We start from the raw sequence: 26,683 nt of genomic DNA, 5'->3' as shown, positions 1-26,683 counted from the left end.
ACCCCGCTCCTCGAACGCCGGAGGGGGCTGGAAGGGGCGGAGGGTGGAAGAGAAAGGGGCGGCGGGCCGGAGTAGTGGGCACGCCGGAGGGACCGGAAGGGCTACCGCCCGACCTCCTTCGTCACCAGGTTCACCGCCTCGTCCACGTCGTCCGTGACGTGGAACAGCAGCAGGTCCTTCGCCGACGCCTTGCCCTGGGCCACCACCGTGTCCCGCAGCCAGTCCACCAGGCCGCCCCAGTACTCCGTACCGAACAGCACGATCGGGAAGCGGGTGACCTTGCCCGTCTGGACGAGGGTGAGGGCCTCGAAGAGCTCGTCCAGGGTGCCGAGGCCGCCGGGCAGGACGACGAAGCCCTGTGCGTACTTCACGAACATCGTCTTGCGGACGAAGAAGTAGCGGAAGTTGACGCCGATGTCGACGTGCGGGTTGAGGCCCGACTCGAAAGGCAGCTCGATGCCGAGGCCGACCGAGACGCCCTTCGCCTCCCGGGCCCCCTTGTTCGCCGCCTCCATCGCTCCGGGGCCGCCCCCGGTGATCACCGCGAAGCCCGCCTCGACGAGCGCGCGGCCGATGCGCACACCCGCCTCGTACTCCGGCGCACCGGCGGGTGTGCGGGCGGATCCGAAGACGCTGATGGCGCTCGGCAGTTCGGCGAGCGCGCCGAAGCCCTCGACGAACTCCGACTGGATGCGCATGACCCGCCACGGGTCGGTGTGCACCCACTCGGAGTCGCCCTCGGAGTCCAGCAGCCGCTGGTCGGTCGTGCCGGGCTGCACCTGGTCCCTGCGGCGCAGCACCGGGCCGAGTCGCTGTTCCTCGGGCTTGACCGCTCCCTCGGGTACCTCCGCGCCCTCAGGGATCCTTGCGTCCTCCGCGTTGCCCATACCTGCTCCCTACGCCGACGTCAGAGCCGCCCTGCGGCGCCCTGTCTCCCGCCAGCGTAGATCGCCGGAGGTTACGGGCAGGGGAATGTCATGGGTCAGGTCGTGAGCCAGGAGCGGAGCCGGTCCTCGCAGTGGGTGATCCGTTCGACCTTCACGTGCTCGTTGCGCTTGTGGGCGAGGACCGGGTCGCCGGGGCCGTAGTTCACCGCGGGAACGCCGAGGCCGCCGAAGCGTGCCACGTCCGTCCAGCCGAACTTGGGCCTGGCGGTGCCGCCGACCGCGTCCATGAAGGCCTGGGCCGCGGGGTGGGACAGGCCCGGCATGGCCGCGCCCGAGTGGTCGTCGACGATGAACTCGGCGACTCCGCAGTCGGCGAAGACCTCGTGCACATGGGCGATGGCCTGCTCGGCGCTCAGGTCGGGGGCGTAGCGGTAGTTCACGACGACGGTGCAGGCGTCGGGGATGACGTTGTTGGCGACGCCGCCCTCGATCCGTACGGCGTTGAGCCCCTCGTGGTACTCCAGTCCGTCGATCACCGGCTTGCGCGGTTCGTACGCGGCGAGCCTTTCGAGGACGGGGGCGGCGGCGTGGACGGCGTTGGACCCCATCCAGCTGCGGGCGGAGTGCGCCCGCTCGCCCTCCATGCGCAGGAAGACGCGCAGCGTGCCCTGGCAGCCGCCCTCGACCTCGCCGTTGGAGCCCTCCAGGAGGACGGCGAAGTCGGCCGTCAGCCAGTCGGGGTGGGCGGCGGCGATGTGTCCGAGGCCGTTGAGGTCGGCGGCGACCTCTTCGTTGTCGTAGAAGACGAAGGTGAGGTCGCGGTTGGGCTCGGGCACGGTGGCGGCGATCCTCAGCTGGACGGCGACGCCCGACTTCATGTCGGAGCTGCCGCAGCCCCACAAGAGGCCGTCCTCGTCGAGGCGCGAGGGCACGTTGTCGGCGATCGGCACGGTGTCGATGTGACCCGCCAGTACGACGCGCTCGGCGCGGCCCAGGTTCGTCCTGGCCACGACGTTGTTGCCGTGCCGGTCGACGGTCAGGTGCGGCAGCGTCCGCAGCGCCGACTCGACGGCGTCGGCGAGGGCCTTCTCCTCCCCGCTGACCGAGGGGAAGTCGACGAGCCATGCGGTGAGCGCGGGTCCGTCCAGTGTGAGGTCAAGCGTGCTTTCGGCCATGGCTACGACCCTAGTGCCTCGCGTACGGTGGCCCCGTGCCCCGGACCGTTGCCCCTGCCCGCCGACACACCGCCCGCAGCCGCCGTCTGCGCCTCACGGCGGCCTTTGCCGTGCTCACGGCGGTGGCCGGTTATCTGACCGTGCAGTACGTGACCGGCGGCAGGGGTTCCGACCAGTGCACCGTGGAGTCGGCCGACGGTTCGGCCGGCGAGGGACGGACGTACCGGCTGACCTCGGAGCAGGCGGCGAACGCCGCGACGATCTCCGCCGTGGGCACCACCCGCGGCATGCCGGAGCGCGCGGTGACGATCGCGCTGGCGACGGCGCTGCAGGAGTCCGGTCTGCGCAACATCGAGCACGGCGACCGGGACTCGCTGGGTCTCTTCCAGCAGCGCCCCTCGCAGGGCTGGGGCACCGAGAAGCAGATCCTGGATCCCGTCTATTCGGCCGGGAGGTTCTACGAGCACCTGGCCGAGGTGCCCGGCTACTCACGGCTGCCGCTCACCGTGGCCGCGCAGCGGGTCCAGCGCAGTGGCTTCCCGCAGGCGTACGCGAAGCACGAGCCGGATGCCGCGCTGCTGGCCGCGGCGCTGACCGGCCGGGCGCCGGCGGCCCTGAACTGCGATCCGCCACGGAGCACGGCCGGGACGGGCGAGGCGGCGAAGGTCCGGGCTGCGCTGGTCCGCTCCTTCGGCAAGGACGTGCTGCCTTCGCGGGACGCGGCGGCAGCGGACACGCCTGCCGCCGGTGCGGCCGCGGGCACGGGGACGCTCTCGGTTCCGGTGCAGGCAACCCGCAGGGCCGGCCAGGACGGTGCTCCGCAGCGCGGCTGGGAACTCGCGCACTGGGCGGTCGCGCAGTCCGAGGCGCTCGGCATCGACGAGGTCGCGTACGCCGGCAGGAAGTGGGCCTCCGGGTCGGGCTGGCGGACGGAGCGCAAGGAATCGGGCTCCACCACAGTCCGGATACACCTCGCGCAGTAGTACGACCTGTCACCCGTACAGGGGGTCCGCTCCTCCTCCGTACGGTCTCCGTACAGCGCTCCGCGGACCGCCTTCCGTACGCAGCTGTCTCCTTGCGGCCAAAGGGAAGTGACGGTTCGGCGCACGGTCCCGCCCTGCCTCGTACGCCCGGGTTTCTCCGTTGCGGATTATGTGACGCATTACCCGATCTTTACCTCGGCACACCGCAACCTCTCCCTCCCCCACGACGGTTGTCATGGCGTCCGACCCACGGACACCAGGATTTCCACCCCGTCGAAGGAGCATCATGTCCCTCCCCCTGACCCGTCGGATCGCCCGTACCGCGCTGCTGATCGCGGCGGGTGCGGCCCCCGTGGTCGGTGCGGCCGGTGTCGCAGGTGCCGCGCAGCTCCCGCAGGCCCCGGAGCTCGGCGGTCTCACCACCGTCGACGGCGCCGGACTCGGCCAGGCAGTCGACGCGGCCCAGCCGGCCACCGACACCGCGGGCAAGGCCGGCGGCAAGGTCGTCGGGACCACTCTGCCGGTGGCGGCCAAGACCCTCGGCGAGGCGGGCGGCAAGGCCGCGCCCGCGGCGAAGGGTGCCGGCAAGGCCGCCAAGGGCGGCGCGAGCGACACCCTCGGCGACGCGACCGGTGCCGTGACCAAGGGCGGCCTGCCCACCGACAAGCTCGGCGGCCTGCCGATCGGCTGATCCGCACCACGCCCGTACATGTGGAGGGGCCCCGGGAGTGCGCACTCCCGGGGCCCCTCCACATGTACGGGCGGCTCAGCCCAGTCGCTTGACCGCGGCAGCCACGCGCTCGTCGGTCGCCGTGAACGCCACGCGCACGAAGCGGTCGCCCGCCGGCCCGTAGAAGTCTCCCGGCGCCACCAGGATCCCCAGTTCCGCCAGGTACGCCACGGTGTCCCAGCAGGGCTCGTCGCGCGTCGCCCAGAGGTAGAGGCTCGCCTCGCTGTGCTCGATGCGGAACCCGTGGGCCTCCAGCGCCGTGCGCAGGGCCGTGCGCCGGTCCGCGTACCGGGTGCGCTGCTCGGCCACGTGGCGGTCGTCGCCGAGCGCGGCGACCGTCGCCGCCTGGACGGGGGCCGGCGTCATCATCCCGCCGTGCTTGCGGATCAGCAGCAGCTCGCTCAGCACGGCCGCGTCGCCCGCGATGAAGGCGGCGCGGTAGCCGGCGAGGTTGGAGCGCTTGGAGAGCGAGTGGACGGCGACGACGCCCTCGTACGTACCGCCGCAGACGTCCGGGTGGAGCACGGAGACCGGTTCGGCCTCCCAGCCGAGCTCCAGGTAGCACTCGTCGCTGAAGACCAGCACGTCGTGCTCGCGCGCCCAGGCGACGATCCGGGTCAGCTCGTCCTTGGCCAGGACCCGGCCCGTCGGATTGGACGGCGAGTTGAGCCAGAGCAGCTTCAGTCCGGCCGGATCGAGGTCGGTCGGGTCGTCGTAGACGACGGGCTCGGCACCGCACAGCCGGGCGCCGACCTCGTACGTCGGGTAGGCGAGCCGCGGGTAGGCGACCTTGTCACCGGCGCCGAGGCCGAGCTGGGTCGGCAGCCACGCCACGAGCTCCTTGGAGCCGACGACGGGCAGCACGTTCTCGTGCGTCACCGAGACGGCGCCCAGGCGGCGCTCCACCCAGCCGGTGAGGGCGTCACGCAGCGCGGCCGTCCCCCACACCGTCGGATAGCCGGGGCTGTCCGCCGCGGCGACGAGCGCCTGCTGGATCAGTTCGGGCACCGGGTCGACGGGCGTGCCCACGGACAGGTCTACGATGCCGTCCGGGTGGCCGCCGGCCGTCGACTTGTAGGGCGCGAGCCTGTCCCAGGGAAAGACCGGGAGACGGGAGGAGACTGCGGACACGGATCTCTGCTTTCTCGTACGGGGTTCACGCCGGCGACCCGGAGGGGCTGCGGGAAACACCTCGGTCCCGCACGGTGACGAGCCGTACGGGACCGGGGCGACGCACGTGCCGGGGCGCTGTTACTGGTTCTGCGGCGGCAGGGCGGCGATGAACGCGTGGTCGCGCTCGATCAGACCCAGCTTGGAGGCACCACCCGGCGACCCGAGGTCGTCGAAGAACTCGACGTTCGCCTTGTAGTAGTCCTTCCACTCCTCCGGAGTGTCGTCCTCGTAGAAGATCGCCTCGACCGGGCAGACCGGCTCGCAGGCTCCACAGTCGACGCACTCGTCCGGGTGGATGTACAAGGACCGCTGGCCCTCATAGATACAGTCGACGGGGCACTCTTCGATGCAGGCCTTGTCCTTTACGTCGACACAAGGCTGCGCGATGACGTAGGTCACGCTGTCGTTCCTCCTCGGTAGGGCGTTGGCTCTCGCGCGGGAGCGCGGCGTCGTCGATGCCCGCACCTAGTATCTCCGTTCCCGGGCACGATCCGAACAGGAGGGGCGGACAGAGCTGTGGAATTCACCATGGGCGGACGGCTGGAGGTCCGAATTGCACCGGCTGACGTGGGCAAACGGGTATCAGTCCGGCGCCTGACCGAGGACGGCACCCAGGGACCGAAATTCACCGACACGGTCGGTGTTCTCACATCCTGGAACACGGGTGTGCTGTCGGTCACACCGAAGAGTGGTGAGTCCGTCCGGATCCCGGAGTCGTCCCTGGTGGCGGGCAAGGTCGTACCGGCCGCTCCGGCCCGCAGGCGCGGCCCCGCGGCCACCTTCACCGAACTCGCCCGGGTGTGCGCACGCGCCTGGCAGCCGGTGGAGAGCGAACCGCTGGGCGGCTGGCTGCTGCGCGCCGCCGGCGGGTTCACTCGGCGCGCCAACTCCGTGCTGCCGCTCGGAGATCCGGGCATGCCGCTCGACGCGGCGCTCCGGCGCGTCAGCCAGTGGTACGGCGACCGGGGCCTGCCCCCGTACATCCAGACCGCGACCGGCGCCGAGGGTGCGCAGGAGGAGTTGTGCGCGGCGCTGGAGGGGCACGGGTGGCGGCGGGAGGTGACCGCGGAGGTGCGGATCGCCGCGCTGGCCCCGATCGGCGACCTGGCCGCGGAGGTGTCGCGGGTGCGGCTCGGCCGCACGGTGGACGACATGTGGCTCGCCCGCTACCAGCGCGTCGGGACGCCGGGCCCGCAGGTGTCCGCGGTCCTGGGCAGCGGCCCGTCGGTGTGGTTCGCGACCGTGCCGGGCGAGGCGGGGGACGAGGCGCCGGCCGCGATCGGGCGGTGTGTCGTGGACGGGCGGTGGGCCGGTTTCATGGCCGTCGAGGTGGCTCCCGAGCACCGCAGGAGGGGGCTCGCCACCACCGTGATGACCGCGCTGGCCCGGCAGGCGATGGACGAGGGCGCGTCGGCCGCGTGGCTCCAGGTGGAGGCGGACAACGAGGGTGCCCGTGCGCTGTACGACGGCATGGGCTTCGCGACACACCACCTGTACCACCACTTCCGGGCGGCGTAGCCCGATGGCTCCCGAGAGGCACGACAAGGACGAGCTGCACCGCCGGTTCGCCGAGGAGGCGCGGGCGGAGCGGCCGGATCTTGCGCTGCTCTGCCTGCTGTTGGGCGCGGAGGCCGATCCCGCGCTGGACGCGAACGGCATGGACGCGGCCCAGATCGAGCTGGACCGGCTCGCGGGTCTCCTGCCGTACGGGCTGCGCGACGGCCGTGCCTGGGCCTCGGCGCTGGCCGAACTGCTCGGTGAGCGGTACGGGTTCGAGGGCGCTTCGGCGGACTACCAGCGGCTGGAGTCCTCGCTGCTGCACCAAGTGCTGCGGCGGCGGCGCGGGCTGCCGATCCTGTTGTCGGTGGTGTGGATCGAGGTCGCCCGGCGGGCGGGCGCCCCGGTGTACGGGGTGGCGCTGCCGGGCCACTTCGTGGTCGGTTTCGGGGATCCGGCGGAGCGGGTGCTGGCCGATCCGTTCGCCGGTGGGCGGCCGCTGACGGGTCAGGACGCGGAACTCCTGGTGGCGGGCGCGACCGGGCAGTCGCTGGAGGCGTCGATGCTGGTGCCGGCGCAGCCGCTGGAGACCGTGCTGCGGATCCTGAACAACATCCGGGCGTGGGCGGCGGCCCGCCCGGAGCGCAACGACGTGGCGCTGTGGGCGGTGGAGCTGTCCCTGCTCCTGCCGTCGCACCCGGCCCGGCTGCGCTACGAGCGGGCCCAGCTGCTGGTCCGCGGCGGGGAGTTCCTGCGCGGGGCGGCGGAGATGGAGGAGTACGCGCAGGTGGTCGCGGATGTCGATCCGGCCGCCGCGGAGGCGGTGCGCGGGAGTGCGCGGGCGGCCCGGGCCATGCTGAACTGACGGCTTCGGGCAGCCTGGGGGCCATGCTGAACTGACGGCGCCGGGCAGCCTGGGGCCATGCTGAACTGACGGTGCCGGGCAGCCTCTCACTCCGGTCCGCCGCCTGCCCGCCTCACCGTGTGCAGCAGGTACTCCTTCCGGTCGAGCGGGTTGTGGTCCGTGCGTGAGCGCTGCGGGACGGTGCCAGTGACGGGGCGGTGGGTGTCGAAGGCGGTCTCCAGCAGCCCTTCGCCGCGGGTCAGCCCCGGCAGCCGCTGCTGGAGTTCGTGCACCCGGGCAGCCGGGATCTCGCCCTCCAGTACACAGCGTGCGCCGTCGACGGACGGCGGCCCCGGGACGGCCCGCAGACGGGCGAGGACCGGCAGGAGCGGCCCGAGCGTGTCGGCCGGGAGCTCCGCCCGGAAGCGGTGCATCGGCTCGTACACCGTGGTTCCGGCCTGCCGGAGCGCGGCCATCAGGACCAGCGGGGTCAGCAGGCGGAAGTCACCGGCCGTGCTTGACATGGACTTGTCGAAGACGGCGTGCGAGTGGCTCTGCCGGGGCCAGTAGCCGGAGTGCGTCATCGTGACCGTGCAGTCGGTGACGCGCCAGCCGTACAGGCCCTGTCCGAGCGTTTCGGCGACGGTCTCCTCGACGGCTCTCATCAGGGAGTACGGCATGGATCCGAGCTCCACCTCCAGCCGGTAGGTGACCCCGCTGCCGGGCGGGGCGGGATCGACGCGCAGTCCGACCGTCGCGAGAAAGGGGTTGTCGTCCTTGTCGATGATCTCGAAAGCCGATCCGGTTCCCGACGGCTTTTCCAGGCAGATGGTCGTGGTTCCGCGAAAGGTGACGTCGATTCCGAATTCGTCCGCGAGTGTCGCCTGGATGACTTCCTTCTGCACTTCACCGTAGAGCGATACGGACACTTCCTTACGGATGTCGTCCTGCCGCAGATTGATCAGCGGATCCTGCTCGGCAAGTTGCGCGAGAGCGAAATGCAGTTCGCCCCGGGAGGCGGGCGGAGCGGCTTCCACCACGGATTCAAGCGTCGGCGGGGCGAAGTGGTGCCCGGTGGCCGCCGCACTGATGTCGCCGACCGCGTCACCGATCCTGATGTCCCCGAGTCCTCGGAGTTTCGCGATCCGCCCCGGGCCCACCGACCCGGTGTCGGTGTCCGCGCCGTCGGCGAAGACCCGGATACCGGTCACCTTGCCCTCGGACACGGCGCCCGGGCCCTGCCCGAACACCAGCCGGTCGCGGGTGCGCACGGTCCCGGAGAACATCCGGACCCAGGCGAGCTTCTCGCCGGCCCGGCCGCGTTCGACCTTGAAGACGGTGCCGGAGACCGGCCCGTCCGCGTCGTTCCCGGCCGCGGGCAGCAACTCCTTGATCCCGTCGGTCAGGGCGGTGATACCGGCGCCCGTGACGGCCGAGCCGAAGTAGACGGGGTGGACCAGGGCCCGCCGGGTCTGCTCCGCCAGTGCCGCCTTGAGCCGGGCCGGTACGAGTTCCTCGCCGCCCTCGACGTACGCGGCCAGCAGGCCGTCGTCGTGCTCGGTGAGCAGATCGGCGAGCCGGTCCGTGAACCGGGGGTCGTCGTCGGCGTACGGCACGCTGCGGGCCTCGCGGGTGCCGAGGCCGGTGACGGCCGGTCCCCTGGCGACCGGGTGCGGGGTGAGCTTCTCCGTGATCTCGCGCAGCACCTGCGCGTACCGGGCTCCGGCCCGGTCGGTCTTGTTCACGAAGATCAGCGTGGGGATGCGCAGGCGCTGGAGCGTACGCATCAGCACCCGGGTCTGGGCCTGGACGCCCTCCACGGCGGAGATGACCAGCACCGCGCCGTCGAGCACACTCAGGACCCGTTCCACCTCGGCGATGAAGTCCGGGTGGCCGGGGGTGTCGATCAGGTTGACGGTGACGTCGTCGAGGGCGAACGAGACGACGGCGGACTTGATCGTGATGCCGCGCTGCCGTTCGAGTGCGAGCGAGTCGGTCTGTGTGTTCCCGTCGTCGACGCGGCCGATCTCGTCGATGATTCCGGCGGCGTGGAGCAGCCGCTCGGTCAGACTCGTCTTACCGGCGTCGACATGCGCCAGAATTCCAAGATTGAGCGTGTGCACGGATCTCCATGTGGTCAGCGGTGGGGTGAATTCCCGTCGAGACGAACATGCGAGATCCGCGCATTGATTTCTCCTGGTCCTGTCGGCTGATGCGGCGAGTAGAACAGCGGGCGAGCCGGCGGTGCAACCCATTTACCGGAGCCGTACGCGCTGCCGCACGGTGAGGCCCTGTCAGCGAACGGGGGATCGGGCCGCGGCCAAACCTCTCCCCGGCGCGCCGTGCCGTCCAACGGGTGATTATCCGTTCTTCGCCACTCGATGAGCCCACGCCGTAGCTCCAATGCGGAGCTCCCCGATGGCGCGCCCCGGACTCCGGGCTGACGGTGGATCACGTAGCGACTGCGCCACTCAGAGTCGACACTCCGTCACTCCTCGCAGTCGCGACGAAAGGAAACGTGTTCAGATGCGCTCTGCCCGCACACTGTTCGCCACGGCCGCCGTCACGGCGGTCCTCACGATCACCGCTCCCTCCGCGTACGCCATGACCACCGGCGACTGGGAGCACGACAGCGGTTCGTCCTCCAGCAGCGAGGACGGCGGCTGGAAGAAGGACAAGCCCAACGGCGGCGTCCACACCGGCGGTGGCGCCCTGGCCAAGACGGTCACCGAGTGGCAGCCCGGCAAGGACGACGAGGGCTGGAAGAAGGACAAGCCCAACGGCGGCGTGCACACCGGTGGCGGCGCCCTGGCCAAGACCGTCACCGAGTGGCAGCCCGGCAAGGACGACGAGGCCGGCAACTCCGACTGGAAGAAGGACAAGCCCAACGGCGGCATGCACACCGGCGGCGGCGCCCTGGCCAAGACCGTCACCGAGTGGCAGCCCGGCAAGGACGACGAGGCCGGCAACTCCGACTGGAAGAAGGACAAGCCCGAGGGCGGCATGCACGCCGGTGGCGGTGCCATGTCGATGACGGTGACCAAGGAGTGGCAGCCGGGCAGCGACGAGGCCGGCAAGACGGAGAAGGCCGAGAAGTCCGACACGTCGTCGAAGACCGAGAAGAGCGACGAGGGCTGGAAGAAGGACAAGCCCAGCGGTGGCGTGCACACCGGCGGTGGCGCGATGGCGATGACCGGCGGCGGCCTGGCGGCCGGTTCGCTGCTGCTGCTCGGTGGTGTCGGTGTCGGCGCGTACAAGCTGCGCCGTCGTCAGGCGACGGGTGGCGCGATGGCCTGACCCGGCCGCACCGCGAGCCGGCCGCATTCCTGTCGCGGCCGCCGTCCCTCCGGACGGCGGCCGCGGCGCCTTCGTTTTCCCCGGGGCGCCCACCGCACCGAGCCCGCCCCCACCACCGCACCGCCCCGCCCCCGTACGGACGAAAGGCACATTCCCATGGCCGCCCCGCAGTCGCCCGGTTCCTCCTCCTCCCGGACTGCCTCCGACACCGTCTCCCTCGGCCGCGCCCTGCTCTGGCCCGCCGCCGTGGCCGGGCTCGGCATGCTCCTCATCTACAACTCCATCGGCCCTTCGGCCGACGACAAACCACCCGCCCCGCTCGCAGTCGCCGCACCCGCCGCCCCGGCCCCCGCCACCCCGGCCCCTGCCGCCCCCGCCTCCTCACCTGCCGCCGCCGTCCCCCGCCAGGCCGTTCCCTCTCCCACCCCCACCGCCGCTCCGGCCCTGGGCCGTTCCGTGCCTAAGCGGCTGAGGATCCCCGCCATCGCGGTGGACGCCCCCTTCACCCCGCTGTCGATCGGGGCCTCCGGCCGCCTGGACGCCCCTCCCCCGAACGACACGAACCTGGTCGGCTGGTTCAAGGGCGGCGTGACACCCGGCGAACGCGGCGCGTCGATCGTCGCGGGCCACGTCGACACGATGACCGGCCCTGCCGTCTTCCTCCAACTGCGGTTCCTGCGGCCCGGGGCGACCGTCGACATCACGCGTACGGACGGCACGGTGGCCACGTTCAAGGTCGACACCGTCGAGACGTTCAGCAAGGCGAAGTTCCCCGACAAGCGGGTCTACGCCGACACCCCGGACGCCCAGTTGCGCCTGATCACATGCGGCGGCACCTACGACAAGAAGGCCAAGGACTACGTGGACAACGTCGTGGTGTTCGCGCACCTCGACTCGGCGAAGAAGGGGTGAGCCGACGTGCTCCCCCGGCGGAAATCCCCGTGCGACGGACCGCGGACCCCTGATAGCGTCCGCCGCGTGAACAAGCGCGCTGTGATGACGACGACGCCGGAGAGTGTCCCGGCGCGCTGACTGCTGACCAGTCCGAAGCCCCGGGGCGAGTGCCCCGGGGCTTCCGCTTGCGGTCACTCGCCCTCCGTACGCGAGGAGACCGCCATGCACGACCACCGCAGACTCGGCCGCGAGCTGGAGCTGTTCGACACCGACCCGCTGATCGGCGCGGGACTTCCGTACTGGCTGCCGGACGGCGCGGCGCTGCGGCACGCTCTGGAGGAGTACATCCGCACCGCCGAGCGACTGGCGGGCTACCGGCACGTGTACTCGCCGGTGCTCGGCAAACGGGAGCTGTACGAGATCTCGGGGCACTGGTCGCACTACAGCGACGACATGTTCCCGCCGATGGACCTGGGCGGCGAACAGGTCGTGCTCCGGCCGAGCCTGTGCCCGCACCACGCGGTCATCTTCCGGTCCCGCGCGCACAGTTACCGCGAGCTGCCGCTGCGGATGGCCGAGCTGGGCGGCATGTACCGCTCCGAGCTCTCCGGGGTGCTCGGCGGGCTGACCCGGGTCCGGGCCATCCAGCTGAACGACGCCCACATCTTCTGCACCCCGGACCAGGTCGCCGGGGAGGCGCGGACCGCGCTGGACATGATCCGGCGGGCTTACGAGGCGCTGGGGGTCCGCCCGGCCCGGTTCCGGCTCTCACTGCCGGGGCCGGGCGGGAAGTACGTCGCCGCGCCGGAGATGTGGCAGCGCTCGACCGCCCTGCTGGCCGAGGTCCTCGACGCGTCCGGGCTGCCGTACGAGGCCGTCGAGGGCGAAGCCGCTTTCTACGGGCCGAAGATCGACGTCCAGGTCGCCGACGCGGCGGGCCGCGAGTCGACCCTGTCGACCGTCCAGGTCGACTTCCACCAGCCGGAGCGGTTCGATCTGCACTACATCGGCGCGGACGGGGCGAAACACCGGCCGGTCATGGTGCACCGCAGCATCATCGGCAGCGTGGAGCGGGCCGTCGCCCACCTCATCGAGCAGCACGGCGGCGCGTTCCCGCCCTGGCTCTCACCGGTGCAGCTGGCGATCCTGCCGGTCTCGGACGCCGAACAGCCGAACGCCGAGGCCCTGGCCGGACGTTGTGCCGCGCTCGGGCTGCGCGCGGAGGTCTCCGGCCGGGAGCGCGGCAGCCTGGGGGCCAGGATCCGGGAGGCCCGGCTGGTGCCGTACCAGGTGGTCATCGGCGCTGCGGAGGCGGCGGACGGGCTGGTGGCGCTGCGCCTGCGGGACGGCCGCCGCCTCGATCCGCTGCCGGCCCCGGAGATGCTGGAGCGGATCGGCGCACTGATCGCGGCACACAGCACCGGCCTCTGGGATTAGGCGCTGTCGTCACACCGCCGTCTGTCGTGCGACGGCGGTGTGACGACAGCCCTTAGTTCGGTACGGGCTCCGGGTCGGTGCGGCGGGCGGTGGCGAGCGCACCGGCCAGCGTGGACGCGACGACCAGCAGGGCCAGGACGACCGTCATCGTGAGCCGGAGTCCGACGTGGTCGGCGAGGAAACCGAGCGCAGGCGGGCCGACGAGGAAGGCGAAGTATCCCGCGGTGGAGACCGCGCCGACCCGTGCCGCAGCGTCGCTCGGGTGGTCACCCGCCGCGGAGATGGTGACCGGGAACCCGAGCGAGGCGCCCAGCCCCCACAGCACCGCGGCCGCTCCCGCCATCGCCGGACTCGGTGAAACGATCACCACCGCCAGGCCCACCGCGGCGACGACCGCGCTGATCCGGACGACCCGGACGGGGCCGAAGCGCTCCAGGAGGGGGCTGCCGACGAAGCGGCCGAGGGTCATGGAGACGGCGAAGACCAGGAAGGTCAGTGAGCCGGCGGTGGCGCTCACCTCGTAGCCGTCCACCATGAGCAGCGGCAGCCAGTCGTTGGCGGCCCCCTCCGCGAAGGCCATGGCCAGCACGATCACCCCGATGAGGACGAGCCGCCGGTCCCGCCACACGGCCAGCTGGCCCCGCCATCCGCCGGGTCCCGAGGCACCGGCCGCCTCCTTGCCCGTGCCGTGCGGGAGCGCCCTCACGGCCAGGACCGCGGCGGTGGCGACGAGCAGGGAGACGGCCGTCAGGTGCAGGCCGACCGGTGTCGCGGCCGCGGTCAGCGCCATGCCCAGCAGCGCCCCGATCACGGTGCCCAGGCTGAAGCAGCCGTGCAGCACCGGCAGCACGGGCCGGCCGATGACCCGTTCCACGTCCGCGCCCTCGATGTTGAACGCGACCTCGGCCAGCCCCATCCCGCCGCCGAACAGGGCCAGTCCGCAGAAGACCCCGCCCGCCAGCGCCAGGCTCGTGCCCGCCGCGACGACCAGCAGCCCGGCGACGATCAGCGCCGCACCGACGGTGATGGCGGCCCGGGCCCCGTAGCGGCGGACGAGCGGACCGGACGAGGTCACACCGGCCATCGAACCGGTGGAGAGTCCGAAGAGCACCAGACCCATCGCACCCGTGGACACGTCGAGTCCGTCCCTGACCGCCGGGGTGCGCGCCACCCAGGAGGCCATGCCGGTTCCGGCGGCGAGCATGAAAAGGAAGAGGGCGGCACGCCGGCGGCGTGTGGCGGCATCCATGAAGCGGTCCTCGGCAGTCCAGGAGGGGATTCAACAGGAGCGTACGAACGTACGCCCTTGGAGTGTACGCTCGTACCCATGACGGACCACTTCGCGGGAGACCCGCGTACCAACCACGAGCGGATGCTCGCCGGGGACCTCTACATCGCCGACGACCCGGCGATCGTGGAGGCCCAGCGTCGCGCCGTGCGCCTCGCCGCCCGGTATCTGGCGGCCTACGCCGAGGACCCCGACGCCGCACAGCCCGTGGTCGCCGAACTCCTGGGCGGTCTCGGCGCCGGTGCGCACATCCGGCCGCCGCTGTACGTGGACTACGGCTCGTACGTCACGGTCGGCGAGGACACGTTCATCAACTACAACCTCACCGCCCTGGACGTCGCCCCGATCACGATCGGCCGCGACTGCCAGATCGGGCCGAACGTCCAGCTGCTCACCCCCACCCACCCGGTGGAGCCGGAGCCGCGCCGGGACAAGCTGGAGGCGGCGCGGCCGATCACCATCGGCGACAATGTCTGGCTGGGCGGCGGCGCGATCGTGCTGGCCGGGGTGACCATCGGGGAGAACAGCGTCATCGGCGCGGGAGCCGTCGTGACCAAGGACGTCCCCGCCAACGTGGTCGCGGTCGGCAACCCGGCCCGGGTGATCCGTTCGATCTAGGCAGAAGGAAACACCGTGGCGACCGGACAGAACGACCCCGAGCGGCGGGAGCGCATCATCACCGCCGCGCTCGATCTGATCGCGGAGGAAGGGGTCGCCGGGACCTCGCACCGCAAGGTCGCCGCACGTGCGGGTGTGCCGCTCGGCTCGATGACGTACCACTTCGGCGGCATGGACGAGCTGCTGCGGGAGGCGTTCACGCGTTTCTCCAGCAGCATCGTCGCCGTCTTCGAGGAGCGCCTCGGCGCGGCCACCACGCCCGACGAGGCGCGGGAGGCGGTCGCCGGTCTGGTCCACCATCTGTCGGGCGGAAACCAGCGCGAGCTCGTCCTCACCCACGAGCTGTACACCCTGGCCGCCCGCAAGCCCGCCTACCGCGAACTGACCCGGGAGTGGATGCGCCGCAGCCGCGTCGCCCTCGAATGGCACTTCGACCCGGCGACGGCACGTCAGCTCGACGCACTGATCGAGGGCCTGTCCATCCATCGCGCCCTGGAGACGGAGCCCCACGACCGGGCCCTGACGACCGAGGCGATCGCCCGCATCACCCGGGCCCCCGGCGCGCGTTCCTGACGCGCGCCCTCCCCAGAACTCCTGGCCGGCACCCCACCTGACCAAGGTGCCGGTCAGGTGATCGCTTCGTTCGTCCGCACACGCGTCCACGGCCGCTTCCCGCCCCCGCCGGCCAGGGAGAACGCACGTCCCGTACCAGGGAGAACCGTTTACGATCACCGACGTGCGGTCCGCACCGGGCCGCAGGGGAGGGATCTTCTTCGTGGCACATTCAGACCTCATAGACCTGGCAGGCCCCTGGGGCCGCATTCTCAGCGGCACGCCGCTCGACCATGAAACGCACACGCGCGCGGGTCAGGCCATGGCCGTCGATCCGGTCACGCACGATCTCTTCGTGGTGCAGATCCGGGATGCCCTGGAGTACGGCAACCTGTGCGTCTACCGCATGAACCGCGCAACCGGGCGCCCGATCGACTACATGCACCTCAACGGCTTCGGTCACGGCTATCAGGTCGGTGCGCAGCACATCGGCGGCACAACGTATCTGTGGACGGAAGCCGGGCCGCTGTACAAGGAGTTCGGGACGCGCGTCGCCCGGGTGCCCTATCTGCCGGGGCAGACGGTCAGCATGACGTCGTCCGTCGTCTCGACGCCGTTCCGGCCCACGGCGGATGCCCGCTTCACCGCTCCGAACGTCGATCCCGTGTACCAGCGCCTCACGGTCAGGTACCAGACCGCCCAGGGCTACTTCTTCAGCCAGTACCCGATCGACCCGGTGACGGGTGAGGTCACCTGGACCGCGACCAGGACGATCCCGCACCCGTCGAAGACCGAGGTCCCCACGCTCTGGGACACCTTCCAGGGCTTCGCGTCGCTCGGCGAGTACCTCTACCTCTACACGGGCAGCCCCGACATGAACAACGCCCATCTCACCGCCCTCTCCTGGTCGGACGGCTCCGTCGTGGCAGGGCCCCAGCACATCACCGCCGTGCCGGGGCTGGACCGCAGGGAGCCGGAGGGCCTGTGCATCGAGCCGATGGGCGACGAGTCACGGCTGCTCTTCGGCTTCAGCGGGAGTCACACCACGCCGCGCGAGGAGACGATCTGCTTCCTCTCCACGGATGCTCCGGTCCAGGGCGTGAAGCTGCTGACGGACTGGACCGCCATCGCACCCGTGTCCGGAGTGACGGCGCAGACGGGCGTGATGAGCCCGCGCGGGCGCCTGGTGAACCTGGCCGGGACGACATACCTCCAGCTCCGCGGCGGCTTCGACTGCGACCTCACCGCCGAGGGCCAGTTCGCGCAGCTCCCGCCGGTGCTGACGCCCAGCCGCACGGTCCGGGCCGTCGTCACCCGCAACAACCACGACGGCCGCTGTGTCTGCCGGGTCGAGGTCAACTCCACGGGGAAGCTCTCGGTGTTCGGCCCGACCGCGGACAACAGGATCTCCTGGATCGACCTCGACAACTTCTCGGCCGCCTGGCTCTGACGGTCGCCCGTCACCCGTCGCCCAGCCCCGTCAACCTTCCACGATCCCGAAGGATCAGCCATGTCCCAGAGCCTTACCAGTCGCCGCGCCCTGCTCACCGCCGCCGTGGCCGTTCCCGCAGCGGCGGTCAGCACCCCGCTGATCGCCGCCCCTGCTGCCGCGGCCGACGTGCCCGGCGGTATCAGCGTCGTCCAGGACTGGCAGCCGCTCGTCCTCGCGGCGGGCGCCACCGCCGCAGCCGACGTCCCGGCCGCCCGCGTGGTGAAGATCGCCGGCACGGACTTCCTGCAGATGCGCGGCGGATTCACCTGCGCCTTCACGGGCGACACCGTGCTCGGCACCCTGCCCGCGGCCATCACCGTGCCGAAGACGACGCGTGGCGTCTGCCCGCGCAACAACTCGGTCGGCATCAACTCCTGCCGGGTGGAGGTCAACACCGCGGGAAAGATCACCGTCTTCGGCGCCACGGCCTCGAACGACATCACCTGGGTCACCCTGGACAGCTACTCGGTCGTCATGGCCTGAGGCCTCTCGGCGCCGCCCGTCCGGTGACGGCGGGCGGCATGCCGGAACCGGCCGGGTCGCCGGCGCCGAAAGGCAGGCGCACCCGGCTGGGCGATCTCTCGATCTCCTGAAGGCAACCGCACTCCTAACTGAGCGCAGAACGGGCCAATTGCCGTTCTGTTGGCGTTAATTGTTGCGCCTGGAGGGGTTGGATGAGGCTTCTGTTGCACACCTCTTGACGTTTCCCAGGTGGCGGCGGAAGCATCAACTCTCGTCAGAGAGCGCTCTCAGAGGCTTTCCGAAGAGCCCGTCGTGTCACCCGTACCACGACTCAGGAGACCTACCCCCCATGCATGTTCCCCCCACGGAACCCCCCACCACTCCCCCCACGGGAGCCCCCGCCTCCCGCCGCAGGCGCCGGACCCGTACGTTCGGGTTCGCCGCGTTCGCCGTTTCCCTACTGATGGCCGTCCCCACGGCGCAGACCGCCTTCGGCGAGGACGCGCAGGCCGTCGAGGGCGGCGGTGACCTCGGACCCAACGTGATGGTGTTCGACCCGTCGATGCCCGATATCCAGGCCAAGGTCGACGAGGTGTTCAAGCAGCAGGAGTCGGCGCAGTTCGGCACCGGCCGCTACGCGTTGATGTTCAAGCCGGGCACGTACGACAAGATCAACGCCCAGATCGGCTTCTACACCCAGATCGCCGGCCTCGGACTGAACCCGGACGACACCACGTTCAACGGTGATGTGACCGTCGACGCGGGCTGGTTCAACGGCAACGCCACCCAGAACTTCTGGCGCTCGGCCGAGAACCTCGCCCTCAACCCGGTGAGCGGAACCGACCGTTGGGCGGTCTCCCAGGCCGCCCCCTTCCGCCGCATGCACGTCAAGGGCGGACTCAACCTCGCGCCCGACGGCTACGGCTGGGCGAGTGGCGGGTACATCGCCGACAGCAAGATCGACGGCCAGGTCGGCCCGTACTCGCAGCAGCAGTGGTACACCCGCGACAGCTCGATCGGCGGCTGGGGCAACGGCGTCTGGAACATGACGTTCTCCGGCGTCGAGGGCGCACCCGCCCAGAGCTTCCCCGAACCGCCGTACACCACCCTGGAGAACACCCCGGTCTCCCGCGAGAAGCCGTTCCTCTACCTGGACGGCAACGACTACAAGGTCTTCGTACCCGCCAAGCGCACCAACGCGCACGGTGTCTCATGGGCCAACGGCACACCGCAGGGTGAGTCCATTCCGCTGAGCCAGTTCTACGTGGTCAAGCCCGGCGCGACCGCGGAGACCATCAACGCGGCCGTGGACCAGGGTCTGCACCTGCTGTTCACTCCCGGGATCTACCACGTCGACCAGACGATCAACATCGACCGCGCCGACACCGTCGCACTCGGGCTCGGTCTCGCGACGATCATTCCGGACAACGGTGTCACGGCCATCAAGGTCGGTGACGTGGACGGCGTGAAGCTCGCCGGGCTGCTCGTCGACGCCGGTCCCACCAACTCCGACACGCTGATCGAGGTCGGCCCCGAGGGCGCGTCCGCAAGCCACGCCGACAACCCGACCTCGCTCCAGGACGTGTTCGTCCGGGTCGGTGGCGCCGGAGCCGGCAAGGCCACCACCGGCATGGTCGTCAACAGCAACGACACGATCATCGACCACACCTGGCTGTGGCGCGCCGACCACGGCGAGGGCGTCGGCTGGGAGACCAACCGGGCCGACTACGGCCTCCAGGTCAACGGCGACAACGTGCTCGCGACGGGCCTGTTCGTGGAGCACTTCAACAAGTACGACGTCCGCTGGTCCGGGGAGAACGGGAAGACGATCTTCTTCCAGAACGAGAAGGCGTACGACGCTCCGAACCAGGCAGCCATCCAGAACGGTGACACCAAGGGCTACGCGGCCTACAAGGTCGACGACTCCGTCACCACCCACGAAGGCTGGGGCCTGGGCAGCTACTGCTATTTCAACGTCGACCCCACCATCCGCCAGGACCACGGATTCCAGGCACCGGTGAAACCCGGCGTGAAGTTCCACGACCTGCTCGTCGTCTCCCTCGGCGGACAGGGCCAGTACGAACACGTCATCAACGACACCGGATCACCCACCTCGGGGACGGACACCATTCCGTCGCAGGTGGTGTCGTTCCCCTAGCGAGCCCTCCCCCACACACACGCAAGAGAGTGCGCCCCGCCCTTCCACGGCGGGGCGCACTGCTGTCAGGCCCCTCCATGCATGTCCGCGGCCGCGCGCGCCCGCGTCAGGCCCCGCCGCCCGCCATCATGGCCTTGAGCCCGTCGAGGGCCTCCTCGATGTACGCGCCCATGGGCCGGTCGTCGGCCCCCTCGATCCAGCCCTCGAACGCGACCCTGAAGACGGCGATGCCCGCGTCCCCCGCCAGACTCGCGGCCGGTTCCGAGACGCCGCGGGTCCGCAGGGACTCGGCGAGTGCCGCGGACAGCGAGGCGAGCTTGACCAGCTCACGTTCCCGCAGTTCCGCGTTGGCCGAGACGACCTTCTGGCGACGCTGCGACTGTTCGCGGCGCTCGTCGAACACGGCAGCGGCAGCCCGGAGTGCCGCAGCCACGGCGTCGATCGGTGCCGCCGTCGCGGGCGCCTCGGCCAGGGTGTCCACCAAAAGCTCCTGGAGCAGAGCGGAGCCTCCGAACAGGACCTCGCGCTTGTCGGCGTAGTGCCGGAAGAACGTCCGCTCCGTGAGCCCCGCCCGTGCGGCGATCTCGGTCACGGTCGTCTGCTCGTAACCGCGTTCGCCATAGAGCTCCATGGCCGCCTGCTCCAGGCGGCCCCGCGCGTTCGGCTCCCATCGACCCATGCCGCCGATTCTATGCGATGACAGTGACAGACATCAGGAGTAGGGTGATGTCAGTTGCTGACATCGATGGTTCCTCGTAGCGCACGACCGGAGCCGTCGACCGACCCGGGAGGTCTCCCATGCGTGTGTTCATGACCGGCGCGTCCGGCTGGATCGGTTCCGCCGTCGTTCCCGAGCTCATCGAGGCGGGCCATCAGGTCGTGGGGCTCGCCCGCTCGGACTCCTCGGCCGAGGCGCTCGTCGCCGCGGGAGCCGAGGTGGTGCGCGGGGACCTGGACGACATCAGCACCCTGCGCGACGCGGCTGTCGGCGCGGACGGCGTGATCCACCTCGCGTTCAAGCACGACATCGCCTTCTCGGGGGGCTTCGAGGGCGCCGCCGCCGCGGACCGACTGGCCGTCGAGACGTTCGGCGAGGCGCTCGCGGGTTCCGGCAAGCCGTTCGTCATCGCCTCAGGAACGCTCGGGCTCGCGCCGGGCCGGGTCGCCACCGAGGAGGACGGGCAGAGCCCCGACTGGCCGACACCCTTCGCGGCCGCGCGGGCACGGCTGGCCACGGCCCAACTGACCGTCTCCCTCGCCTCGCGCAACGTCCGCTCGTCCGTCGTACGCCTCCCCCCGACGGTGCACGGCGAAGGGGATCACGGCTTCATGGCGGCGCTGGTCGGCATCGCCCGCGACAAGGGGGTCTCCGGATACGTCGGCGACGGCTCCAACCGCTGGCCGGCCGTGCACCGTGCCGACGCCGCCCACCTCGTCCGCCTCGCGCTGGAGGCCGCCCCCGCGGGGTCGACGCTGCACGCGGTCGGCGAGGAGGGTGTCCCGATCCGCGATGTCGCCGACACCATCGGGCGCCGCCTCGGCCTCCCCGTCACCTCCGTCCCGTCCGAGGACGCGGACGCGCACTTCGGCTGGCTGGGCGGCCTCGTGGGGGTGGACGGCCCGGCCTCCAGCGCCCTGACCCGCGCCTCCTTCGGATGGCAGCCCGAACAGCCGGGGCTGATCGAGGACCTCGACAAGGGGCACTATTTCGACGCCCCGTCCGCGTGACGCCCCGTCCGCGTGACGGCCGGATCGCCTGACCCGGCTGACCGCCCGGCCGCAAGGCCGCAAGGCCGCAAGGGGAGCGTCTCCGGTACCCCGGAGGCGCTCCCCCGCCGCCCGGATCAGCCGTGCAGCGCCAGCGCGCCCTTCGCCGGAACCGTCGCCGTGACCGTGCCGTCTTCGCCGACCTGCACCGTATTGCCGTCGCAGGCATCCGGGGAGGCCTGCGCCACGTTGCAGTACGTGCCCGCCGGGAGGGACGTGGCGAACGTCTGCTGAAGCTCGCCATCACCGTTGTTGAGGGCCACGAAGCCCTTGTCGCCGCGGCCGAAGGCGATCGCCGACGAGCCGTTGTCCCACCAGTCGGTCAACTCCGCGCCCGCCGTGGCGTTGTGGAAGCCGACCATGCCGGCGATGGCCGTCCGCGCGTGCGTACACGTCCAGCCACCGCTGCCGCACGCAGCCGCGCCGCCGTTCGGCGGGCCCGCGTCCTTGTCCGACCACTCGTAGCCGGAGTAGACGTTCGGGGAGCCGTAGGGCGAGGCCAGCATGAAGACGTTGGCCAGGGTGTAGGTCGCACCGTCCTTGTACGTCAGTGTCGACCCGTTGCGCTCGGTGTCCCAGTTGTCGACGAACGTACGGGCGCTGCCGCTCGCCAGTTTGCCGTCGGCGATGTTCTTCAGACCGGTGATGCCGCCTCCCTGAAAGGCGCTCTTGAGGTGGCCGCCGTACCGGAACTCGTCCACGTCGCCCACGCCGGTGTACTCGTCGGGCTGCACCGCCTCACCACCGCCGTGGATGACCTCGGTGACCCAGAAGCCCGGGTCGGCCATCTTGCCCTTGATCGCGGCGACGTCGTCGGCGGACATGTGCTTGGCGGCGTCGATGCGGAAGCCGTCCACCCCCAGACCGCGCAGGTCCGAGAGGTAGGCGGCGATCGTCGTACGGACGGCGTCGCTGCCGGTGTCGAGGTCGGCCAGGCCGACCAGTTCGCAGGTCTGGACGTCGTTGCGGTCGCCGTAGTTGCTGATGTCCTTGCGGCAGCCGTGGAAGTCCTGGTCCTGGAAGTACCCGGGGTAGCCGTACTTCGTGTACGCGGTGCCGCCCGTCCCGGTACCGGAGCCGGACGACATGTGGTTGATGACGGCGTCGGCGACGACCTTCACCCCGGCGGAGTGACAGCTCTCCACCATCGAGGCGAAGGCGTCGCGGTCACCGAGGCGCCCGGCGATCCTGTAGCTGACCGGCTGGTACGAGGTCCACCACTGGTCACCCTGGATGTGTTCGGAGGCGGGCGAGACCTCCACGTAGCCGTAGCCGGCCGGGCCCAGGGAGTCCGTACAGGCCTGGGCCACCGCGTCGTACTTCCACTCGAACAGCGTGGCGGTGACGGTCTTCTCGCCCGGCGGGGTCGCCTGGGAGGCCCAGGGGGCGAGGACGGTGATACCGGCGGCTGCGAGCAGGCCGGCCAGTGTCGCGCGAGCGACGCGGGAACTCAATTGCGGCTCCTTCGTTCGCGGGTACGGATGTGGGGTCCGCACCCGGCGTGGGTGGCCACGCGCCTGGCCACCGTGGGGGGAGTTCGGAGCCTGCCGCCACGGCGGTGAACACGTCAAGAGGTGTCGCAAAGATTTCCAGAAGGTTTCTGAAATATATTGCGGGGCAGAGGAGTTGGGGACGTCACTGGTCGCGGCGGTCCGCCGCGACCACGGCCACCGCGCACGCCGCCAGCGCCCACAGGGCGTAGACCGCCCAGGCTCCGCCGGCCGTCCACGGGTAGAGCTCGGGCGCTTGCTGGAAGCCCGAGACCGACAGCCGCTGCCACGCGCTGAAGGGCAGCGTGTGCTGGAGCACCGCCGTGAGGTGGCGGCGGTCGCTGAGGACCATCGGGAGCAGGAGCAGCACCACCACGCACCCGACGACGGACCCTCCGGTATGGCGGATCACCGAGCCGATCGCCAGGCCGGCGAGCGCGGCCACCGGGGCGAGCAGTGCGGAGGCCACCACCACGCGCACGGCGCCCGGGTGGTCGAGGGAGACCGAGGCGTCCCGGGCGGACAGGATCGCCTGGGTCGAGGCGAACGAGGCCAGGGCGACCAGGGCGCCGAAGACGGTGGTGACCGCGGCGAGGACGAGCGCCTTGGCCGCCATCACCTGACGGCGGGCCGGCACGGCCGTGAACGTGGTACGGATCAGGCCGCTGCCGTACTCACCGGTGATCGATACGGCGCCGATGGCGGCTAGGGCCAGCACGAGCACCATGGCGGCGTTCCCGGTGAAGGCGTCCATGAGCGGCGAGCCGTTGGCGATGAAGGACTCGCGGCCGTGCTCGTCGTACTGGTACCAGTACTTGTACTGGTCGTACGCCGTACCGGCGTTGAACCCGATGACGGCCAGTGCGGTGATCGCGTACATCCAGGGTGTCGAGCGCAGCGACCACATCTTGAGCCACTCGGCGGCCAGCAGGTCACCGAAGCGGCTGCGGGGTCCGTCGTGCGCCACACGGGCTGCGGGGGCGGTCGTCGCCACGGTCATCGGGGCTCTCCTGAGAGGTATTCGACGCTGTCTGCGGTGAGTTCCATGAACGCTTCCTCCAACGAGGCCCCGATGGTGGTGAGTTCATGGAGAAGGACGCGGTGCTGGAGGGAGAGCTCACCGATCCGGGCGGCGGTCAGGCCGGTGACCGAGAGGCGGTCACCGTCCGGGACCACCTCGGCGCCCTCGGCGGTGAGCAGCGGGGTCAGCGCGACGGCGTCGGGGGTGCGTACGGTCACGCTCAACCGGGTGCCGCGGGCGGCGAAGGTGGTCAGGCTCTCGGCTGCGATGAGTTCACCGCGGCCGATGACCACGAGCCGGTCGGCGGTGCTCTCCATCTCGGTCATCAGATGGCTGGAGACGAACACCGTGCGCCCCTCGGCGGCGAGCCGGCGGAAGAGGCCGCGCACCCACAGCACACCCTCCGGGTCGAGCCCGTTGAGCGGCTCGTCGAAGAGGAGCACCGGCGGGTCGCCGAGCAACGCGGTCGCGATGCCGAGGCGTTGGCGCATCCCGAGCGAGAAGCCACCGATGCGGCGGCGGGCCACGTCGGTCAGGCCCACTTCCGTGAGCACGTCGTCGACCCGGGCGCGCGGGATGCTGTTGCTGCGGGCCAGCATCGCGAGGTGGGCGCGGGCGGTGCGGCCGCCGTGGACGTCGCCCGCGTCGAGGAGAGCGCCGACGTGACGCAGTCCGCGCGGGTGGTCGCGGAACCGTCTGCCCTGGAGGGTGGCCGTTCCGGCGGTCGGCTCGACCAGGCCCAGCAGCATGCGCAACGTGGTGGTCTTGCCGGCCCCGTTGGGTCCGAGGAAGCCGGTGACCTCGCCCGGCCGAACGGTGAACGTGAGGTCCTTGACGGCGGTGGCGGCGCCGTATCGCTTGGTCAGTCCGTTGACTTCGATCACGGTGCCAACGGTGCCGTCCACCGGCCCCGTTCGGCATCGGCCCACCGCTGACACTCGCAGGGGCCGGTGTCGACCCAGGGTGTACAACCGTGGTCCGATGCCTGCTCGCTGGGCGCTGGCTACGATCGGCACATGTCGCCAACACCCTCGCTGCCCCGACTCAAACTCATCCCGCCCGGCTGGTGGGTAGGGGCGGGCTGGTATGCGGGCGTGCTGCTCACCTTCCTCGTGCGGATGCGGCTGCCCGGGGAGTACCAGCCGTCCGTCCGCCCCGGGGTCCTCTTCTACCGGTGGGACGGTCTGCTGACCCAGATGATCGCCGCGGCCCTGGCGGCGGCGGGGTGCGTGACTCTGGAGCGGCGTCCGCTGAAGGCCATGGCGCTGGTGCTGGGCGCCGCCGCGGTCGCCACCGTCTCGCTGAGTGTGGGGGAGATACCGCTCGCCCAATTCCTGGCCGCCGACGTGGCGCTGTACTTCATCGCCGCCACCCGGTCGCGCCGGACCGCCCTCGCCGCCCTCCTGATGGCGTTCGGCACTCTCTTCGGCTTCCTCGGCGTCCGGCTGCTGGCCGGGTGGGACGTCGGCACATCGGCGGAGCTGGTCGTCGCGCTGACCGCGGTCGTCGCCTGGCTGCTGGGCGGCTCGGCGTACGAGTCGCGCCGGCACGGCGAGAACCTGGCCGCGCGGGCCGCCGAGCAGGCGGTCGTCGAGGAGCGGTTGCGGATCGCCCGCGAGATGCACGACATGGTCGCGCACAGCGTCGGCATCATCGCCCTCCAGGCGGGCGCGGCGGCCCGCGTCGTGCACACCCGGCCGGACGCCGCCCGGGAGGCGATGAGCGCGGTGGAGACCGCGGGCCGGGAAACGCTGTCGGGGCTGCGCCGGCTGCTGGGCGCGCTGCGGGAGGCCGAGCCCGGGTACGAGGCGGCGCTGCGTCCCACGGAGGGCCTCGCCGATGTCGAACGGCTGGCGAGGACCACGACCGCGGCCGGCGTCCGGGTCGAGGTGCACTGGGCCGGCGAACGGCGTCCGCTGCCGCCGGACATCGACCTCTCCGCGTTCCGCATCATCCAGGAGTCGGTGACCAACGTGGTCCGCCATGCCGCGGCCGATTCCTGCCGGGTGTCGGTCGTGTACGGCTCGGAGGAGCTCGCCATCGAGGTGACCGACCGCGGCCGGGGCGCGGGCCCCGCCCCCGAAGCGGGGTTCGGCCTCGTCGGCATACGGGAGCGGGTCGCCCTGCTGCACGGCGAGTTCGTCGCGGCCTCGCCCCCGGAGGGCGGCTTCCGGGTGACGGCCCGGCTGCCCGTGCCCGTGCCCGTCGCGGCGTCCGCCGAGGACGCGGCATGAGCGACGCGGCCCCCGGCGCTGCGCCACCGATCCGCGTGGTGCTCGCCGACGACCAGCCACTCGTACGTACCGCGCTGCGCATGGTCATGGCCGAGACCACCGACCTCGACGTCGTGGGCGAGGCCGGAACGGGCGACGAGGCGGTCCGGCTGACCGCCGAACTGGCCCCCGACGTCGTGGTGATGGACATCCGGATGCCGGGCCTCAACGGCATCGAGGCCACCGAGCGGATCGCCGCGAGCCCTGCAACGGCCCATGTGCTGGTCCTGACCACGTTCGACGACGACGACTACGTGTACGGCGCCCTGCGCGCCGGGGCGGCCGGATTCCTGGTCAAGGACATGGCGTTGGAGGACATTCTGGCGGCGGTCCGGGTGGTGGCGGCCGGCGACGCGCTGCTCGCACCGGGCGTGACCCGGCGGCTGATCAAGGAGTTCGCGGGCCGGCCCGCCACCGCCCCGCCGTCCCGTCCGCTCACGGCGATCACCGACCGGGAGCGCGAGGTGCTGGTGCTGGTCGGCAGCGGGCTGTCCAACGCGGAGATCGCCGAGCGGCTCGTCATCAGCATCGCCACGGCCAAGACGTATCTGACCCGGCTGCTGGCCAAGCTCGACGCGAGGGACCGGGTGCAGCTCGTCATCATCGCGTACGAGGCGGGGCTCGTCTCGACGGCCCGGTGAACGG

25 protein-coding genes are annotated in these 26,683 nt (G+C 71.2%); 15 read left to right on the top strand and 10 right to left on the bottom strand.

Annotated features, from left to right (window positions below; genetic code table 11):
* Positions 1–101 precede the first annotated feature (101 nt).
* Together OG446_RS25260 and dapE are read right to left on the bottom strand one after the other, a co-directional pair.
* Positions 102–887: a TIGR00730 family Rossman fold protein gene (locus tag OG446_RS25260; protein ID WP_328896183.1), complete on the bottom strand. Its 786-nt coding sequence runs from the start codon at positions 885–887 to the stop codon at positions 102–104.
* A 95-nt stretch (positions 888–982) separates the two neighbouring features.
* On the bottom strand, positions 983–2,062 hold the full coding sequence (gene dapE, locus OG446_RS25255) for a succinyl-diaminopimelate desuccinylase (protein ID WP_328896182.1): 1,080 nt from the start codon (positions 2,060–2,062) through the stop codon (positions 983–985).
* Positions 2,063–2,097: 35 nt separating this feature from the next.
* Between dapE and OG446_RS25250 the strand changes: the two genes are divergently transcribed.
* Positions 2,098–3,045, top strand: a complete 948-nt coding sequence (locus tag OG446_RS25250; RefSeq protein WP_328896181.1) for a hypothetical protein — start codon at positions 2,098–2,100, stop codon at positions 3,043–3,045.
* A 286-nt stretch (positions 3,046–3,331) separates the two neighbouring features.
* The gene (locus tag OG446_RS25245; RefSeq protein WP_328896180.1) at positions 3,332–3,736 is read left to right on the top strand and encodes an ATP-binding protein; all 405 of its coding nucleotides are present in this window, start codon (positions 3,332–3,334) and stop codon (positions 3,734–3,736) included.
* Between the two features lie 75 nt (positions 3,737–3,811).
* On the opposite strand, the gene dapC is transcribed toward OG446_RS25245, so the two are convergent.
* Both dapC and fdxA read right to left on the bottom strand, forming a co-directional pair.
* Positions 3,812–4,906, bottom strand: a complete 1,095-nt coding sequence (gene dapC / locus OG446_RS25240; protein WP_328896179.1) for a succinyldiaminopimelate transaminase — start codon at positions 4,904–4,906, stop codon at positions 3,812–3,814.
* Between the two features lie 120 nt (positions 4,907–5,026).
* Positions 5,027–5,347 carry a ferredoxin gene (fdxA, locus tag OG446_RS25235; RefSeq protein WP_018956287.1) on the bottom strand — a complete coding sequence of 107 codons (321 nt, stop codon included), beginning with the start codon at positions 5,345–5,347 and terminating at the stop codon, positions 5,027–5,029.
* 117 nt (positions 5,348–5,464) lie between these two features.
* Between fdxA and OG446_RS25230 the strand changes: the two genes are divergently transcribed.
* The gene (locus OG446_RS25230) at positions 5,465–6,466 is read left to right on the top strand and encodes a GNAT family N-acetyltransferase (protein ID WP_328896178.1); all 1,002 of its coding nucleotides are present in this window, start codon (positions 5,465–5,467) and stop codon (positions 6,464–6,466) included.
* A gap of 4 nt (positions 6,467–6,470) precedes the next feature.
* Positions 6,471–7,310: a transglutaminase-like domain-containing protein gene (locus OG446_RS25225; RefSeq protein WP_328896177.1), complete on the top strand. Its 840-nt coding sequence runs from the start codon at positions 6,471–6,473 to the stop codon at positions 7,308–7,310.
* Positions 7,311–7,396: 86 nt separating this feature from the next.
* Here the strand turns inward: OG446_RS25225 and OG446_RS25220 are convergent, their stop codons facing one another.
* Complete coding sequence (locus OG446_RS25220; protein ID WP_328896176.1) at positions 7,397–9,412, bottom strand: translation factor GTPase family protein; 2,016 nt, start codon at positions 9,410–9,412, stop codon at positions 7,397–7,399.
* A 403-nt stretch (positions 9,413–9,815) separates the two neighbouring features.
* On the opposite strand from OG446_RS25220, the gene OG446_RS25215 reads away from it, so the two are divergent.
* The 3 genes from OG446_RS25215 to thrS all read left to right on the top strand — a co-directional run bounded on the left by OG446_RS25215 (position 9,816) and on the right by thrS (position 12,917).
* On the top strand, positions 9,816–10,586 hold the full coding sequence (locus OG446_RS25215; RefSeq protein WP_328896175.1) for a hypothetical protein: 771 nt from the start codon (positions 9,816–9,818) through the stop codon (positions 10,584–10,586).
* 156 nt (positions 10,587–10,742) lie between these two features.
* A complete protein-coding gene (locus OG446_RS25210) occupies positions 10,743–11,498 on the top strand; it encodes a class F sortase (RefSeq protein WP_328896174.1) in 756 nt (251 codons plus the stop codon).
* Positions 11,499–11,618: 120 nt separating this feature from the next.
* Positions 11,619–12,917 (top strand): threonine--tRNA ligase, encoded by a 1,299-nt coding sequence (gene thrS, locus OG446_RS25205; RefSeq protein WP_328898408.1) that lies wholly within the window; start codon positions 11,619–11,621, stop codon positions 12,915–12,917.
* 52 nt (positions 12,918–12,969) lie between these two features.
* On the opposite strand, the gene OG446_RS25200 is transcribed toward thrS, so the two are convergent.
* On the bottom strand, positions 12,970–14,166 hold the full coding sequence (locus OG446_RS25200; RefSeq protein ID WP_328896173.1) for an MFS transporter: 1,197 nt from the start codon (positions 14,164–14,166) through the stop codon (positions 12,970–12,972).
* 78 nt (positions 14,167–14,244) lie between these two features.
* Between OG446_RS25200 and OG446_RS25195 the strand changes: the two genes are divergently transcribed.
* From OG446_RS25195 to OG446_RS25175, 5 genes are all read left to right on the top strand, one after another.
* A complete protein-coding gene (locus OG446_RS25195) occupies positions 14,245–14,823 on the top strand; it encodes a sugar O-acetyltransferase (RefSeq protein WP_328896172.1) in 579 nt (192 codons plus the stop codon).
* A gap of 15 nt (positions 14,824–14,838) precedes the next feature.
* The gene (locus tag OG446_RS25190) at positions 14,839–15,396 is read left to right on the top strand and encodes a TetR/AcrR family transcriptional regulator (RefSeq protein ID WP_328896171.1); all 558 of its coding nucleotides are present in this window, start codon (positions 14,839–14,841) and stop codon (positions 15,394–15,396) included.
* A gap of 202 nt (positions 15,397–15,598) precedes the next feature.
* A complete protein-coding gene (locus OG446_RS25185; RefSeq protein WP_328896170.1) occupies positions 15,599–16,825 on the top strand; it encodes a phage baseplate protein in 1,227 nt (408 codons plus the stop codon).
* Between the two features lie 60 nt (positions 16,826–16,885).
* Positions 16,886–17,350: a hypothetical protein gene (locus tag OG446_RS25180; protein ID WP_328896169.1), complete on the top strand. Its 465-nt coding sequence runs from the start codon at positions 16,886–16,888 to the stop codon at positions 17,348–17,350.
* Between the two features lie 328 nt (positions 17,351–17,678).
* Positions 17,679–19,487 (top strand): coagulation factor 5/8 type domain-containing protein, encoded by a 1,809-nt coding sequence (locus OG446_RS25175; protein WP_328896168.1) that lies wholly within the window; start codon positions 17,679–17,681, stop codon positions 19,485–19,487.
* A 106-nt stretch (positions 19,488–19,593) separates the two neighbouring features.
* On the opposite strand, the gene OG446_RS25170 is transcribed toward OG446_RS25175, so the two are convergent.
* Positions 19,594–20,166: a TetR/AcrR family transcriptional regulator gene (locus OG446_RS25170; RefSeq protein WP_328896167.1), complete on the bottom strand. Its 573-nt coding sequence runs from the start codon at positions 20,164–20,166 to the stop codon at positions 19,594–19,596.
* 119 nt (positions 20,167–20,285) lie between these two features.
* Here OG446_RS25170 and OG446_RS25165 point away from each other — a divergent pair, with 119 nt between their 5' ends.
* Positions 20,286–21,215: an SDR family oxidoreductase gene (locus OG446_RS25165; RefSeq protein ID WP_328896166.1), complete on the top strand. Its 930-nt coding sequence runs from the start codon at positions 20,286–20,288 to the stop codon at positions 21,213–21,215.
* Between the two features lie 116 nt (positions 21,216–21,331).
* On the opposite strand, the gene OG446_RS25160 is transcribed toward OG446_RS25165, so the two are convergent.
* The 3 genes from OG446_RS25160 to OG446_RS25150 form a co-directional block, all read right to left on the bottom strand.
* On the bottom strand, positions 21,332–22,708 hold the full coding sequence (locus OG446_RS25160; RefSeq protein WP_328896165.1) for an alpha-amylase: 1,377 nt from the start codon (positions 22,706–22,708) through the stop codon (positions 21,332–21,334).
* A gap of 181 nt (positions 22,709–22,889) precedes the next feature.
* Positions 22,890–23,744 carry an ABC transporter permease subunit gene (locus OG446_RS25155; RefSeq protein WP_328896164.1) on the bottom strand — a complete coding sequence of 285 codons (855 nt, stop codon included), beginning with the start codon at positions 23,742–23,744 and terminating at the stop codon, positions 22,890–22,892.
* Positions 23,741–24,649, bottom strand: a complete 909-nt coding sequence (locus OG446_RS25150; RefSeq protein ID WP_328896163.1) for an ABC transporter ATP-binding protein — start codon at positions 24,647–24,649, stop codon at positions 23,741–23,743. Before OG446_RS25150 ends, OG446_RS25155 begins: the two co-directional genes overlap by 4 nt.
* Before the next feature lie 132 nt (positions 24,650–24,781).
* Between OG446_RS25150 and OG446_RS25145 the strand changes: the two genes are divergently transcribed.
* Both OG446_RS25145 and OG446_RS25140 read left to right on the top strand, forming a co-directional pair.
* Positions 24,782–25,999 carry a sensor histidine kinase gene (locus tag OG446_RS25145; RefSeq protein ID WP_328896162.1) on the top strand — a complete coding sequence of 406 codons (1,218 nt, stop codon included), beginning with the start codon at positions 24,782–24,784 and terminating at the stop codon, positions 25,997–25,999.
* Positions 25,996–26,679 (top strand): response regulator transcription factor, encoded by a 684-nt coding sequence (locus tag OG446_RS25140; RefSeq protein ID WP_328896161.1) that lies wholly within the window; start codon positions 25,996–25,998, stop codon positions 26,677–26,679. Before OG446_RS25145 ends, OG446_RS25140 begins: the two co-directional genes overlap by 4 nt.
* Positions 26,680–26,683: the final 4 nt, after the last annotated feature.

Origin of the sequence: Streptomyces sp. NBC_00236, assembly GCF_036195045.1 — a bacterium.
GTDB lineage: Bacteria > Actinomycetota > Actinomycetes > Streptomycetales > Streptomycetaceae > Streptomyces.
Note: the sequence above shows the minus strand (reverse complement) of the source record. Positions and strands in the feature narration are given on the sequence as shown.

Excerpts from the sequence above, each read along its gene's own strand:
- OG446_RS25260 (WP_328896183.1), bottom strand. The coding sequence starts at position 887 with ATGGGCAACGCGGAGGACGCAAGGATCCCTGAGGGCGCGGAGGTACCC.
- dapE (WP_328896182.1), bottom strand. The coding sequence starts at position 2,062 with ATGGCCGAAAGCACGCTTGACCTCACACTGGACGGACCCGCGCTCACC.
- OG446_RS25245 (WP_328896180.1), top strand. The coding sequence starts at position 3,332 with ATGTCCCTCCCCCTGACCCGTCGGATCGCCCGTACCGCGCTGCTGATC.
- OG446_RS25225 (WP_328896177.1), top strand. The coding sequence starts at position 6,471 with ATGGCTCCCGAGAGGCACGACAAGGACGAGCTGCACCGCCGGTTCGCC.
- OG446_RS25215 (WP_328896175.1), top strand. The coding sequence starts at position 9,816 with ATGCGCTCTGCCCGCACACTGTTCGCCACGGCCGCCGTCACGGCGGTC.
- OG446_RS25210 (WP_328896174.1), top strand. The coding sequence starts at position 10,743 with ATGGCCGCCCCGCAGTCGCCCGGTTCCTCCTCCTCCCGGACTGCCTCC.
- OG446_RS25200 (WP_328896173.1), bottom strand. The coding sequence starts at position 14,166 with ATGGATGCCGCCACACGCCGCCGGCGTGCCGCCCTCTTCCTTTTCATG.
- OG446_RS25195 (WP_328896172.1), top strand. The coding sequence starts at position 14,245 with ATGACGGACCACTTCGCGGGAGACCCGCGTACCAACCACGAGCGGATG.
- OG446_RS25180 (WP_328896169.1), top strand. The coding sequence starts at position 16,886 with ATGTCCCAGAGCCTTACCAGTCGCCGCGCCCTGCTCACCGCCGCCGTG.
- OG446_RS25175 (WP_328896168.1), top strand. The coding sequence starts at position 17,679 with ATGCATGTTCCCCCCACGGAACCCCCCACCACTCCCCCCACGGGAGCC.
- OG446_RS25170 (WP_328896167.1), bottom strand. The coding sequence starts at position 20,166 with ATGGGTCGATGGGAGCCGAACGCGCGGGGCCGCCTGGAGCAGGCGGCC.
- OG446_RS25165 (WP_328896166.1), top strand. The coding sequence starts at position 20,286 with ATGCGTGTGTTCATGACCGGCGCGTCCGGCTGGATCGGTTCCGCCGTC.
- OG446_RS25155 (WP_328896164.1), bottom strand. The coding sequence starts at position 23,744 with ATGACCGTGGCGACGACCGCCCCCGCAGCCCGTGTGGCGCACGACGGA.
- OG446_RS25145 (WP_328896162.1), top strand. The coding sequence starts at position 24,782 with ATGTCGCCAACACCCTCGCTGCCCCGACTCAAACTCATCCCGCCCGGC.
- OG446_RS25140 (WP_328896161.1), top strand. The coding sequence starts at position 25,996 with ATGAGCGACGCGGCCCCCGGCGCTGCGCCACCGATCCGCGTGGTGCTC.